10 protein-coding genes are annotated in these 13,626 nt (G+C 73.2%); 4 read left to right on the top strand and 6 right to left on the bottom strand.

Annotated features, from left to right (window positions below; genetic code table 11):
- The first annotated feature begins 100 nt into the window (after positions 1-100).
- Complete coding sequence (locus tag OHS82_RS43125) at positions 101-1,570, top strand: FAD-dependent monooxygenase (protein WP_063894259.1); 1,470 nt, start codon at positions 101-103, stop codon at positions 1,568-1,570.
- 191 nt (positions 1,571-1,761) lie between these two features.
- Here OHS82_RS43125 and OHS82_RS43120 read toward each other — a convergent pair whose 3' ends face one another.
- The 5 genes from OHS82_RS43120 to OHS82_RS43100 form a co-directional block, all read right to left on the bottom strand.
- On the bottom strand, positions 1,762-2,844 hold the full coding sequence (locus OHS82_RS43120) for a 2-oxoacid:ferredoxin oxidoreductase subunit beta (RefSeq protein ID WP_328432898.1): 1,083 nt from the start codon (positions 2,842-2,844) through the stop codon (positions 1,762-1,764).
- Positions 2,837-4,735, bottom strand: coding sequence for a 2-oxoacid:acceptor oxidoreductase subunit alpha (locus tag OHS82_RS43115; RefSeq protein ID WP_328432899.1), 1,899 nt, complete (start codon positions 4,733-4,735; stop codon positions 2,837-2,839). The genes OHS82_RS43120 and OHS82_RS43115 overlap by 8 nt, the downstream gene beginning before the upstream one ends.
- A gap of 108 nt (positions 4,736-4,843) precedes the next feature.
- Positions 4,844-5,095: an acyl-CoA carboxylase epsilon subunit gene (locus OHS82_RS43110; protein ID WP_057578409.1), complete on the bottom strand. Its 252-nt coding sequence runs from the start codon at positions 5,093-5,095 to the stop codon at positions 4,844-4,846.
- On the bottom strand, positions 5,092-6,705 hold the full coding sequence (locus OHS82_RS43105) for an acyl-CoA carboxylase subunit beta (RefSeq protein WP_057578411.1): 1,614 nt from the start codon (positions 6,703-6,705) through the stop codon (positions 5,092-5,094). Before OHS82_RS43105 ends, OHS82_RS43110 begins: the two co-directional genes overlap by 4 nt.
- A 77-nt stretch (positions 6,706-6,782) precedes the next feature.
- The gene (locus OHS82_RS43100; protein ID WP_328432900.1) at positions 6,783-8,192 is read right to left on the bottom strand and encodes an MFS transporter; all 1,410 of its coding nucleotides are present in this window, start codon (positions 8,190-8,192) and stop codon (positions 6,783-6,785) included.
- Positions 8,193-8,565: 373 nt separating this feature from the next.
- Here OHS82_RS43100 and OHS82_RS43095 point away from each other — a divergent pair, with 373 nt between their 5' ends.
- On the top strand, positions 8,566-10,974 hold the full coding sequence (locus OHS82_RS43095) for a helix-turn-helix transcriptional regulator (protein ID WP_328432901.1): 2,409 nt from the start codon (positions 8,566-8,568) through the stop codon (positions 10,972-10,974).
- Positions 10,975-11,191: 217 nt separating this feature from the next.
- Here the strand turns inward: OHS82_RS43095 and OHS82_RS43090 are convergent, their stop codons facing one another.
- A complete protein-coding gene (locus OHS82_RS43090; RefSeq protein ID WP_157876361.1) occupies positions 11,192-11,386 on the bottom strand; it encodes a hypothetical protein in 195 nt (64 codons plus the stop codon).
- Between the two features lie 133 nt (positions 11,387-11,519).
- Here OHS82_RS43090 and OHS82_RS43085 point away from each other — a divergent pair, with 133 nt between their 5' ends.
- Positions 11,520-12,557, top strand: a complete 1,038-nt coding sequence (locus OHS82_RS43085) for a hypothetical protein (RefSeq protein ID WP_057578418.1) — start codon at positions 11,520-11,522, stop codon at positions 12,555-12,557.
- 106 nt (positions 12,558-12,663) lie between these two features.
- Positions 12,664-13,626, top strand: coding sequence for a hypothetical protein (locus OHS82_RS43080; protein ID WP_328432902.1), 963 nt, complete (start codon positions 12,664-12,666; stop codon positions 13,624-13,626).

The following is a 13,626-nucleotide window of genomic DNA, read 5'->3' as shown; positions in this document are numbered from 1 at the left end:
TGGCCCTGCACGTGCACGGTCCTGGGCGTCGGCGGGCGCCCGGGAGGGGTGCGTCGGGGGCTTTGTCCGGGCTTAAGGGCGGTGGCGGAGGCTGCTGTTCATGTCTGATCCTGTGATCATCGTCGGTGGGGGTGCGGCCGGTCTGATGCTCGCCTGCGAGCTGGGGCTGGCCGAGGTTCCCACCGTTGTCCTGGAGCGCCGCGACGAGCTGCCCGAGCGTTCGGGCGGCATGCTCCTCAACGCGCACATCGCGGACTTTCTGCGGATGCGGGGGCTGGCGGGCCGCTTCTTCGGCCCGGACACCCCCACGTGGGGCCGGTCGCACTTCGGTCTCGTCTACCGGGACATCGACGGTGAACTCGCCAAGACGGACTACGACTTGATCGTGCCGCAGTGGCGCAGTGAGCAGCTGCTGCGCGAGCGCGCGGTCGAGCTGGGGGTCGAGGTGCGTCTCGGCGCGGAGGTCGTCGGCCTCGAGCAGGACGCGGCCGGGGTGACGCTCACGGTGGCCGGGCGGGACGGCGCGGGCCGGATGCGCGCCCGGTATGTCGTGGGGTGCGACGGGCCCGGCAGCGCCGTGGCGCAGGCCGCCGGGTTCGACTTCGATGTGCTGGCCCCCTCCTATTACGGCGTCATCGCCGACGTCGTCGTGGACGACGAGTCCCAGGCGCTGTTCAGGGCCGGTTCGTATCCGGACGGCCAGTTCGGGGTGCTGCCGGTGAATCCGGCCGACCCCTGCGAAGTGCGGCTGATGACGGTCGAGTTCGACCGTGAGCCGCCGGGCGGCGCCGTGCCGGTGACGGTCCACGAGATCCGCTCCACCATCGAGCGGATCACCGGGCGGGCTCCGGACCTGCGGGCCGTGCGGTGGATGACACGGTACGGGAGTCCCACCCGGCTGGCGCGGCGCTACCGGGTCGGCCGGGTCTTCCTCGCGGGGGACGCAGCCCATCCGCATCCGCCGTCGTCCGGGCACGGGATGAACACCGCCGTGCACGACGCGGTGAACCTCGGCTGGAAGCTGGCCGCCGCCGTGCGCGGCTGGGCCCCGGCCGGGCTGCTGGACACGTACGACGACGAGCGCCGGCCGGTCGGTGAGCGGGCCTGTCGCCGGGCGCTCGCCCAGATTCCGCTGCAGACGCCGCTGGAGCAGGCCGCCCCGTTGCGTGAGATCTTCGCCGAGCTGATGCGGTCCGACGAGGTCAACGCGTTTCTCGTGCAGTACGTGACCAAGGTCCGCTACCCCTTCGCGGGGGACGGCGGGCCGGCTCACCCGCTGCTCGGGGCGGTGTTGCCCGAGGTGTCCCTGAGGACGCCGGACGGGGTCGTCCCGGCCGGGCCCCTGCTGTCGTCTGGGCGTGGTCTGGTCCTGGGGCCCGGGCGGTCGGGCGAGGGCACTCTGCCGGATCTGTCGGCGTGGGCGGACCGGCTGGACGTGGTGGCGGCCGAGCCGTCCGCGGAGCTCGGCGCGCAGGCCGTGCTCGTGCGCCCGGACGGGCACATCGCCTGGCTCGGGCCGGCCGACGCCCATGACCGGTTGCTGCTCGCCGTCAAGACCTGGTTCGGCTGAAACCGGCGGCGGCGCCTTCGGCGCGGTGGGCGGGGGCGCTCCCCAGCGGGGCGCCGCGCCCGTGCGGTGGGCTCCTGCGCGAGTGCCGCGCGTGCCGCGTCGGCGGTGCGGCAGGTGGTGTGCGGGCCGCTGGGCAGCGTCGAGGGGGCACGGCGTTGTGCCTCCCGGCGGTGGTGAGGGGGTCTGCCGGTTCAGCCGGCGACGGTCCAGGTGTCGCCGCCGGCCAGCAGCGCGGCGAGGTCGCCCTTGCCGTGTTGTTCGACGGCGTCGTCGAGCTGGCGGGACATCTGGGTGTCGTAGACGGCTCGTTCGGTGCTGCGGAAGACGCCGATGGGCGTGTGGTGGAGGGTGTCGGGGTCGGCGAGGCGGGAGAGGGCGAAGGCGGTGGTCGGGGACGCGGCGTGCGCGTCGTGGACGAGGATGTCGGCCTTGTTGTCCTCGGTGACCGCGACGACTTTCATCTCGCCCGTGGCCGGGTCGCGGACGACGCCCTGGCAGGCGTCGGCGCCGAAGGTGATCGGCCGGCCGTGTTCCAGGCGGATCACGGCCTCCTGCGCCTGCTGCCTGTCCCTGAGGACTTCGAAGGCGCCGTCGTTGAAGATGTTGCAGTTCTGGTAGATCTCGACCAGCGCGGTGCCGGGGTGGGCGGCCGCCTGGCGCAGCACGTCGGTGAGGTGCTTGCGGTCGGAGTCGACGGTGCGGGCGACGAAGGAGGCCTCCGCTCCGATGGCGAGGGACACCGGGTTGAAGGGTGCGTCGAGGGAGCCCATGGGGGTGGATTTGGTGATCTTGCCGATTTCGGAGGTCGGGCTGTACTGGCCTTTGGTGAGGCCGTAGATCCGGTTGTTGAAGAGCAGGATCTTGAGGTTGACGTTGCGGCGCAGGGCGTGGATGAGGTGGTTGCCGCCGATGGAGAGGGCGTCGCCGTCGCCGGTGACGACCCAGACGGACAGGTCGCGGCGCGAGGAGGCCAGGCCGGTGGCGATGGCGGGGGCGCGGCCGTGGATGGAGTGCATGCCGTAGGTGTTCATGTAGTACGGGAAGCGCGAGGAGCAGCCGATCCCGGAGACGAAGACGATGTTCTCCTTGGCCAGGCCGAGTTCGGGCATGAAGCCCTGCACGGCGGCGAGGATCGCGTAGTCGCCGCAGCCCGGGCACCAGCGCACCTCCTGGTCCGACTTGAAGTCCTTCATGGACTGCCGGGCCTCGGCCTTGGGCACGAGGGCGAGCGCGTCGGTCGTGCCGCCGGGGTGGTGTGTCGACGTCTCAGTCATCGATGGCCTCCTTGAGCGCCGCGGCGAGCTGCTCGGCTTTGAACGGCATGCCGTTGACCTGGTTGTGGGAGTGGGCGTCGACGAGATAGCGGGCGCGGATGAGGGTGGCGAGCTGGCCGAGGTTCATCTCGGGGACGATCACCTTGTCGTAGCGTCCGAGGACCTCGCCCAGGTTCTGCGGGAAGGGGTTGAGGTGGCGCAGGTGGGCCTGCGCGATGGGCGTCCCGGCGGCGCGCAGCGTGCGGACGGCCGCGGTGATCGGGCCGTAGGTGGAGCCCCAGCCCAGTACCAGGGTCCGGGCGGCGTGCGGGTCGTCGACCTCGAGGTCCGGGACGTCGATGCCGTCGATCTTGGCCTGGCGGGTGCGGACCATGAAGTCGTGGTTGGCCGGGTCGTAGGAGATGTTGCCCGTGCCGTCCTGCTTCTCGATCCCGCCGATGCGGTGCTCCAGTCCCGGCGTGCCGGGGATCGCCCAGGGGCGCGCCAGGGTGTGCGGATCGCGCTTGTAGGGCCAGAACACCTCGGTGCCGTCGGCCAGGGTGTGGTTGGGGTGCTGGGCGAACTGGGTGCGCAGGTCGGGGAGTCGGCCGGTGTCGGGGACGCGCCAGGGCTCGGAGCCGTTGGCGAGGTAGCCGTCGGAGAGGAGGAAGACGGGGGTGCGGTAGGTGAGGGCGATGCGGGCGGCGTCCAGTGCGGCCTCGAAGCAGTCGGCGGGGGTGCGCGGGGCCACGATCGGCACCGGGGCCTCGCCGTTGCGGCCGTACATCGCCTGGAGCAGGTCCGCCTGTTCCGTCCTGGTGGGCAGGCCGGTGGAGGGGCCGCCGCGCTGGATGTCCACGATCAGCAGGGGCAGTTCGAGTGACACGGCGAGGCCGATCGTCTCCGACTTGAGGGCCACGCCCGGACCGGACGTCGTGGTGACGGCCAGGCTGCCGCCGAAGGCCGCGCCCAGCGCCGCGCCGATCCCGGCGATCTCGTCCTCGGCCTGGAAGGTGCGCACGCCGAAGTTCTTGTGCTTCGACAGCTCGTGCAGGATGTCCGAGGCCGGCGTGATCGGATACGAGCCCAGGAACAACGGCAGATCCGCCTGCCGGGAGGCGGCGATCAGGCCGTAGGACAGGGCCAGGTTGCCGGAGATGTTGCGGTGGACGCCGGCCGGGAAGGCCTGCGCGGCCGGCGCGACCTCGTAGGACACCGCGAAGTCCTCGGTCGTCTCCCCGAAGTTCCAGCCCGCCCGGAACGCGGCGATGTTGGCGGCCGCGATGTCGGGCTTCTTCGCGAACTTCGACCTCAGGAACTTCTCGGTGCCCTCGGTGGGCCGGTGGTACATCCACGACAGCAGACCGAGCGCGAACATGTTCTTGCTGCGCTCGGCCTCCTTGCGTGAGAGGTCGAACTCCTTGAGCGCCTGGACCGTGAGGGTGGTCAGGGGCACCGGATGGGTGCGGTAGCCGTCCAGTGAGCCGTCCTCGAGGGGGGACGTCGCGTAGCCGGCCTTCGTCATCGCCCGTGGGGTGAACTCGTCGGTGTCGACGATGACTTCGGCGCCGCGGGGGACGTCGGCGATGTTCGCCTTCAGTGCGGCCGGGTTCATCGCGACCAGGACGTCGGGGGCGTCGCCGGGGGTGAGGATGTCGTGGTCGGCGAAGTGCAGCTGGAAGGAGGAGACGCCCGGCAGGGTTCCGGCGGGGGCGCGGATCTCGGCGGGGAAGTTCGGCAGTGTCGACAGGTCGTTGCCGAACGAGGCCGTCTGTGAGGTGAAGCGGTCGCCGGTGAGCTGCATGCCGTCGCCGGAGTCACCCGCGAACCTGATGACGACCCGGTGCAGACGTCGCACGTCCTTGTGCCGGGTCGCGGTCTGCGCGGCGGGTGCTTCGTTGACCGTGGACATGGTTGTTCCCCTACGTGTCGTTTGCGCAGATGGGGGCGGCGAGGGTGCGGGGGGCGCCGGTCCGGGCGACGGGTTTGCGGCGCGGGTCCGGGGCCGGGGGGCGTGGGGTCACGAGGCCCATGCCCCGGGGGCCCTGAAGTCCTCGCCGGGTCGCTGCCGGCGGGTGCGCGCCGTCGGGTCGGCCGGGCCTGCGGGGGTGTGCGGCCGGCGGCCGCCGCTCGCGGTGCGCGCTCGGGCCGCGAGGGCGGTGGCGAGCGCCGCGACCTCCTCCAGGGTGGGGTTGCCGCGCAGGATCCGCAGGGAGGCCTGGGCGAGCGCCTGCTCGGTGGCGGGTTCGGGGTTGTTCCTCCCGGCGCTCACAGGGGCAGGTTCCCGTGCTTGCGTCCCGGCAGCGGCACGTGTTTGGAGCGCAGCATGGACAGGGCGGTGATGAGCCGGGAGCGGGTGTCGGCGGGGTCGATCACGTCGTCCACGAGGCCGCGCTCGGCCGCGTAGTAGGGGTGCATGAGTTCGGTCTCGTAGTCCTTGATCTTCTGTGCGCGGACGGCGTCGGGGTCGTCGGCGGCGGCGATCTCCCGGCGGAAGATCACGCCTGCGGCGCCCTCGGCGCCCATCACGGCGATCTCGTTGGAGGGCCAGGCCAGCGCGATGTCGGCGCCGATCGAGCGGGAGTCCATCACGATGTACGCGCCGCCGTAGGCCTTGCGCAGGACGAGGGAGATGCGGGGCACGGTGGCGTTGCAGTAGGCGTAGAGGAGTTTGGCGCCGTGGCGGATGACTCCGCCGTGTTCCTGGTCGACGCCCGGGAGGAAGCCGGGCACGTCGACGAGGGTCACCAGCGGCACGCTGAAGGCGTCGCAGAACTGGACGAAGCGTGCGGCTTTCTCGGAGGCGTGGATGTCGAGGACGCCGGCGAGGGCGGCGGGCTGGTTGGCGACGATGCCGACGACCTGCCCGTCGAGGCGGGAGAACGCGCAGACGACGTTCTGCGCCCAGCCGGCGTGGACTTCGAAGTACTCGCCGTGGTCGACGACTTCGGCGATCACCTCGCGCATGTCGTACGACTGGTTGGGCTGGGCGGGGACGAGGTCGAGGAGGCGGTCGCAGCGGCGGTCCGCGGGGTCGTCGGCGTCGGCCGGCGGGGGCAGTTCGCGGTTGTTGGACGGCAGGTACGACAGCAGGTAGCGGACGTCCTCGAGGCAGCTCTCCTCGGTGTCGTAGGCGAAGCCGGCGACGCCGGAGACGGCGGCGTGGCTGTCGGCGCCGCCGAGTCGTTCCTGGGTGACGTGTTCGCCGGTCACGGCCTGCACCACGTCCGGTCCGGTGATGAACATCTGTGAGGTGCCGCGGACCATGAACACGAAGTCGGTGAGGGCGGGCGAGTAGGCGGCGCCTCCGGCGCAGGGGCCGAGCACGACGGAGATCTGGGGGATGACTCCGGAGTTGCGGACGTTGCGGGTGAAGATGCCGCCGTATCCGGCGAGTGCGGTGACGCCTTCCTGGATGCGGGCGCCGGCGCCGTCGCACAGGCCGACGACGGGGGCGCCGGCGGCCTCGGCGAGGTCCATCACCTTGTGGATCTTCGCTGCGTGGGCTTCGCCGAGTGCGCCGCCGAAGATGCGGAAGTCGTGGGCGTAGGCGAAGACGGTGCGCTCGTGCACCCGGCCCCAGCCGATGACCACGCCGTCGCTGTGCGGTTTTTTGAACTCCAGGCCGAATCCGGTGGCCCGGTGCCGGCGCAGTCCTTCGATCTCGACGAACGTCCCTTCGTCGAAGAGGAGCCGCAGGCGTTCGTGGGCGGTCAGTTTGCCTTTGTCGTGCTGGGCCCGGGTGGCCTGCTCGCTGGGTCCGCGGGCCACCTGCTCGCGCAGGGCGACGAGTTCGGCGGTGCGCTCGCGCAGCGAGGTGGGGCGGGTCGTCGCGGGTTTCGGCGGCGCCTGCGCACCCCTCACCGGCCTTTCGTCGGTCATGCTCAATGGAAGGCCCCTCTTCGACACGGGTGCGCCGGCTCGGGTGGGTGGCGCGGCACCGAGCGTCGATCCGCCGCCTAAAGCCGGGGTTGTGCGAGCTCGCCGGTCGTCTGCGCGATGGTCGGGGCGGGTGTGCCGGGGCGCCGGTCGCGCAGGAGGAGCAGTGCGGCGGCGGTGAGCAGGGCCGGGAGCAGTGACATCGCGGCCAGGACGCCCCATTGGGCGGTGGCGCTCTGGTGGGCCGCCTGCCCGGTGGTGGAGGGGGTGTAGCCGAAGGGCTGGAGCGCTACGAGGGCGACCAGGAAGGGTCCGGCGGCGATGCCGAGGGCCTCGGCTGCGCTGAACAGTCCGGACAGCGCGCCGACGCGGTTGCGGCCGGTGTGCGCGCTGTCGTGGGCCGTGGTCTCGGCCAGCATCGCGTAGAGGAAGAGGAGTTGGCCGGCGTGTGCCGTGCCGATGATGAGCAGCACGGCGGGTGCGTACGGTGCGGGCAGGGCGGGCGCGGCGGCCAGCAGCAGGCAGCCGCCGGCGAAGAGGGCGCAGGCCGTGCGGAGTCCCGCGCGGTGTCCGTGGCGGGCGGCGAAGCGGGTCCACAGGGGGACGACGAGCAGGTTGGGCAGGACGAACGCGGCGACGAGCAGGGGTGTCAGGTCGGGGTCGTGCAGGATGTGTTCGGCGAAGTACGGTCCCGCGGCGAGCAGGCAGCCGGTGGCGGCCATCTGGAGGGCCGTGGTGCGCAGCAGGGCGGCGAAGGCGGGGATCTCGCGCAGCAGGGCGAGCCGGCGTGCGGGGTGGGCGCCGTCCGCCGTGCGGGGTGGGGCGGGGGGTGCGGGCGGGGCCGCGGGGCGTGTGTGGGCGGGGCGGGTGTGGGCGGGGCGGGTGTGGGCGGGGCCGAAGGCGACGGCCAGGGCTCCGGCGGCCATGACGGCGGCGCCGAACAGGCCGGCCCAGCGGTGTCCGGCGAGGCTGCCGCCGTCCGCGTCGGCGATGGCGGGTCCGGCCGAGCCGATGGTCAGGGCGGCCACGGCGATGCCCGCCACCCGGCCGCCGACCAGCCGGGTCCGTTCGCGCGGGCTGTCCGCGAGGTCGGCGGGGAGCGCGGCGTAGGCGGCCTGGAAGAAGGCGAAGGCTGTCGCGGTGAGGAGGAATCCGAGGCCTGTCCAGGCCGCGCCCGCGGCGCCGTCGGTGACGCCCGCGAGCATCGCGGCGAATCCGGCGGCGGCGCCGAGGCCGCCGGTCAGGATGTGGCGTCGTCTGCTGCCTCGTCTGGCGTGGGTGCGGTCGCCGGCGCGGCCGGCGAGGGGGGTGAGCAGCACCGCCCACGCTTTGGGGATCAGGACGACGCATCCGGCGAGGGCCGCGCCCACGCCGAGGGTGTCGGTGAGGTAGGGGAGCAGCAGGAGCCCTGGGAGCGTCGTGAACGCGCCAGTCACCAGGGCCCCGCAGGCATAGCCGATTCGCAGCCGGACGCTGCTGGGGGTGGGCACTTTCACTCTCCGCGGGATAAGGAATCGGGCACGCAAGAACGCGACCGAGGGTGTGCGCGGGGCGGCCGGTGCGCCAGTCGGGGTTTCCCCTGAGAGGAACTCCAGGAGCGCGGGTGGGGCGGAGAGCGTGAAAGGTTCAGGTAAAGCATGCCCGCATCTGTTCGCATCTGTTCTCCCTTCAGATGTCAAAGCATTCGGGAGACCTTCGCTGTCCGTGTCGTGGGGCCGTTCAGGGTTCTCCCCGACATTTCGGCAGGGCTCCGCGCCCGGGGCGGACTTTCTGCCAGGCAAGGTGTGGACAGCGGCCGCGACTTGGCCGGCTCCTCGGGGCGGGGCACTCTTTCCTGGCGGATATTCGCGCAAGGAGGTTGTCGTGCCGGAAGCGGCGCCAGTGCCTGGAGCAGCGGCCCGGCTCGGGGGTCCGGTGTTCCTGCGGGATGCCGAACTGGGCCTGTTGCGTGGGTGGTTGACCCTGTCGGGGCAGAGCCCGCAGGTGGTGCGGGTCAGCGGTGAGCCGGGGGTCGGCAAGTCCCATCTGCTGCGTCGCCTGGTCCGCTCGGCCCGGCGGGACGGCTGGACGGTCGCGGCGGGCCGGATCCCGCGCGGCGGCGGAACGCGTCCGCTGGAGGTGGTCGTGGACGCGCTGGACGACGTCCTGGCCCGGGCCGACGGCTCGCTGTTCGAGCAGCTCGGCGCGGCGGCCACCGGGCGGCTGGCGGCGGTCTTCCCCTCGCTGCACGGCCCGCAGGCGGCCGACGGGACGGCCCACGCGATGACCGGCGGGATGGCCGACGGGGCGGCCGGCCACTACGGCCTGTTGCGGGCGCTGCGCGCCGCCGTCGCCCAACTGGCCTCGGGCCGGGGCCTGTTGCTGGTCCTGGACGACGCGCACCGGGCCTGCGCGCTCACCACGGACTTCATCGAGTACCTGGTGCGCTGTCCGCCGAGGGCTCCGGTGCTGACCGTCTTCGCGCACCGTGCGGTCCCCGCGGACCGGCATCTGACGGCCCTGGCCTACGAGGCCCCGAACCTGCACCATCTGCGTCTCGCGCCGCTGTCCGACGACCGGATGCGGGCGCTGCTGCCCGCGGGGCCGGGCCCGGTGGCGGTGGCCGTGGCGCTGCGTGACGCGGGCGGGGTGCCGGGGCTGCTCGGCGGGGCGGGCGCGGGCGGGCCGTCGTGCGGAACGGGCGGCGGCGCGGGTGCCGGCGGGGCGGGCGGCGGCGTGTACGGCGTGCTCGAAGTGGCCACCGGTGTACCGCCGTCGGCCGCCGCGGCGCGGGGGCTCGATCTGCACTGCCTGTCGTCGCTGGGCTGGCGCACCGCGTGTGCGGCCGCCGTGGTCGGCGACTCGTTCCTGCCGTCGGTGGTCGCCGCGACGGCCCAGCTTCCCGAGTCCGACGTGCTGTGCGCTCTGGACGCGCTGCACGCCGAGAGTCTGGTGGTGCCGGACGCGCACGGGCGGCGTTTCCGCTTCGTCCGGCCGGCCGTCCGGGCCCGGATCCACCATGCGTCGGGGGCGGGCTGGCGGCACGCGGCCCGCCTGCGGGCGGTCGCGGCGCTGCGCGCGGCCGGGGAGACGCTCGCGCTGGCGGCGCATCTCGTCGACTGCGACGCGCTGACGGCGGACGACGCGGGGGTGCTGGCCCAGGCGGCGCGCGAGACGCTGTGGCGCCAGCCGGCCCGGGCGGCCCGGGCGCTGGCCCGGGCCGGTGCGGTGCTGGGCGATCCGGTGGAGCCGGCGCTGTGGCGGGCCGAGGCGCTGGTGCTGGCCGGGCAGCCGGGTGCGGCCGAGCGGCTGTACGCCGCGACGTGGCACCGGCTGCCGGCCGCCGCGGACGCGACCGCCGCGGACGCGGTGCTGTGGCGGGTGCGCGGGCTGCGCGGGCTCGGCAGGTACGCGCAGGCGGGGGCGCTGCTCGACGCGCCCCCGCGCGGCATGGAGGCGGGCGACGGAGGGCGGGGGGTGCGGGCCGAACGGCTGGCGCTGGCCGTGGAGATGGCTCAGCTCGGCGTGAGCGCCGGGGCGGGAACGGTGGAGCGCGCCGTGCGGGCGGTGTCCGAGGACGTCGAGGCGGGGCCGGGGCTCGCGGTGGCCGCCCTGCTCGGCGCCGCGCACGTGCTGGGCGGCGCGACCGCCGCGGCGCGCGATGCGGCCGATCGCGTGGACCGGGCGCTGGGCGCGGGCGCGGCGGGAGCGGACGCGGGCGCAGGGCCCGCCGGGGGGACGCCGGGCGGCGCGGCGGAGGGCGCGCACTGGGTCGACCGTCTGGAGGCCTGCCGGTGGCTGGGCGAGACGGAACTGCGTCTGGGCATGCCCGGGCGGGCCGCTCCTCGATTCGAGCGGGGACTGCGCGCGGCTCTTTTCCTCGGCCACGGGCATGCCATTGCCCCGTTGGCTCTCGGGCTCGCGCGCACCCGCAGGGAATGCGGAGACCAGGACGCCGCACAATTCCCGGGCGAACTCGCGGCCGCCGTCTCGGCCGGCCACGGGAATTCATGGATGCTTTCCTTCGCGAACGGGATCGCCGAGGAAAAGAAAGGCCGCTCTTCCGGTCGGCCCGCCAATTCTCCGCTCGCGGCGGCGAGTGCCCGGGAGACGGAGATCGCCCATCTGGTTTCCGCCGGATACACGAACCAGCGCATTGCCGCTCACCTCGGCATCAGCACGAAAACCGTCGAAACGCACATGAGCCGCATATTCAAGAAACTCGGAGTAAATTCTCGGGCAGAAGTCGCTCATGCGGTCGGCCGCAGCGGGACCGGGCCGGGCGCCCCGTAGGCGGCCGGGAACGGCCGGATACCGCCGCCGCCGCGGGCCGGCGGCGGCAGAGGCAGCGCCCCGCCGCACGGCACACAGGTGCCGCACAGCGGGGCGTCATGAGCGGCGTCGCGCGGAGGGGGGTCCGGGAGCCGGCCTCGGACTCCACCGTCTCCCCCATGCCCGGCGGCCGCCTGGAGCCACGCCGTTCAGGGTGTCGTGCACCGGACCGCGCCGGTCACGGGCAAGCGGAACCCCACTGGTCGTCTTCCGGGCACATCGAGGTGTCCCCCGTCAGCACCACGATGAGAGGCGAGAGACCGACCGACACATCCGGAGTTGACGCCTCCGCCAAACCTGAACCAAGACTTCCCAAAATCACAAACGACGCGCACACGGCCGCTGCCGTTTTGGCGAACATGCCCTTGTTCATCGTTGCCCCCTATTTATGCTTGGCTTCTCCACGCAGAAGACTGCCCTGCCGCTCCAGCCGCTTCCAAGCGATTCTCGATGACGTAAAGTTGCATGACAGCTTTTCTCTTTGCGTACGGGGGTGCGACAACGTAATGCAAGAAGGTTCTCTTTCCGGGCCGAACTCCAACGAACTCGACGGCATATGCGCGACCGCTTACCAGAAGGCGGTCACACTCGGGCGGTTCGACCGCGAGCAGATCGCCCGTGCGCTGGGCACGTCGCTCGAGGTGGCCGTGCGGGTCGAGCAGACCCTGACGGAGTTCAGCCTGCTGCATCCGATGCCGGGCGAGCCCGAGACCCTCATGCCGGTCAGCCCCGAGGCCGCCGCGGCCGATCTGGTGGGGCCGACCGAGCAGCAGATCCACGAGCTGCAGCAGGCGGTCACCGACGTGCGCACCCGGATGCGCTCGCTGCAGCCCGCCTACTTCGAGAGCCGCAGACGCCGCAACCAGGCCGAGGCGTTCGACGTGATCAGCGACATCCGGGTCCTGCAGGCCATGCTCGACGACTGGGGGGCGCGCTGCCGCACGGAGATCCTCACCGCGCAGCCGGGCGGCCCCCGCCCGCCCCGGTATCTGGAGAACGCGCGCCCGCTCACCCTGGCCCGGCTGGCGCGCGGCGTGCGGGTGCGGCATCTCTACCAGCACACCGTGCGCAGCGACCTGACCACGACGTCGTACATCCGCGCGGTGGCCGCGGCGGGCGCCGAGGTGCGCACCACGGACGAGCTGATCGACCGCATCATCATCTACGACCGCGAGGCGGTGTTCCTGCCCGAGCACGTCGAGGACCGGCCGCCGGGCGCCGTCGTCGTGCGGGAGCCGACCCTCGTGGCGTTCCTGTGCAAGGTGTACGAGCATCTGTGGGACACCGGCACGGCGTTCACCCCGGGCTCCACGGCGCAGACCCCCGTCGCCGACGACCTGAAGCGGTCGATCATCAAGCTGATGGCCCAGGGCCACAAGGACGAGCTGGTCGCGCGCCGGCTGGGCATGTCGGTGCGCACCTGCCGGCGGTACATCTCGGAGATCATGGAGCAGGTGGAGTCCTCCAGCCGGTTCCAGGCGGGCGTCAACGTGGCGCTGGCCGGGCTCCTCGACGAGGGCGGGCCCGGCCTGCCGGCGGAGTAGGTGCCGCGCAGCAAGCTGTCAGCGGGCGGGGCTGGCCGGGCGTGGCCGAATCCGTGCACCCTCGACGCATCGTGTTGCGAGCACGGTCCGTACAGAAGGGGGAAGTATGGAGCGCGCGCCCGGCGCAGGCCGGCGGCGGACGGCGGGGACCGTCCGGCACCTCGTCCACCGCCCGCGGTCCTGGCTGCATCCCGTCGCCGCGGCGCCGGACGTCGAGGAGGAGTTCGTCCTGGCCGGCGAGCTGGCCGACGGGCTGGGGCCGTTCGGCGAGCGGGCCGGCCGTCACCACGATCTGCGGGCGGCCGCCGAGATGGTCCGCGAGGCGGGCGAGTTCATCGGGCACACGCACTTCGGTGTGCCCGCGGCCCGCGTCGGCGTCTTCTACCGCTTCGACCTGCGCGCCGACGACGTCACGCCCTGGCGGGTGCGGTCCTCCCCCGCCCCCCTGGACCTGCATCTGCGCGTGCGCCCCGACAAGGTGGTCGACGGCGTGCCCCGGGTCCTGGAGTTCGCCATCGCCCCGCGCATCGACGACGTGCCGTGCGGCAGCGGGAGCGCGAGCGTGGTGTTCCTGGCGCCGACGGTGCACCGCGGCCACCGGGAGCGCTCCCGGGCGGCCCTGGCCGCCGCGGCGGACGCCGCCTCGGCCACGCCGGCCGCGCCCGGGCCGGGCGCCCGCGTCGCCCCGGCCGACGTGGGGCGCCACCTCGTCGGCGACGTCCTGCTGCGCCGGCCGGTGACGCCGTGCCCGGGACAGCTGGCCGTGGACGTGGCGCTGCCGCCCAGCACAGTCCCCGCGCACGCGCTGCTCCTGGAGGCGGTCCGCCAGACGGCGCTGCTGACCGCCTGGCGGGCGTACGCCCTCAAGCCGGCGCACAGCACTCTGGGCGCCCTGCGCGTGCACTTCCGCGGCTACGCGGACCCGGAGCTGCCGATGCGCTGCACGGCCGTGTGGGACCGGCTCGGCAAGGACGCCGACGGGCGGCGTCTGACGCCGGTCACGCTGAGCCTCGTCCAGGCCGGCAGCGCCGTCCTGGAGGCCACGGCGTCGGTGGTGGAGGACCTGTGA

Source organism: Streptomyces sp. NBC_00425, from assembly GCF_036030735.1.
In the GTDB taxonomy this organism is placed as follows: Bacteria; Actinomycetota; Actinomycetes; order Streptomycetales; family Streptomycetaceae; genus Streptomyces.
The sequence above is the reverse complement of the archived record's forward strand: the minus strand, read 5'-3'. Positions and strand labels throughout refer to the sequence as shown.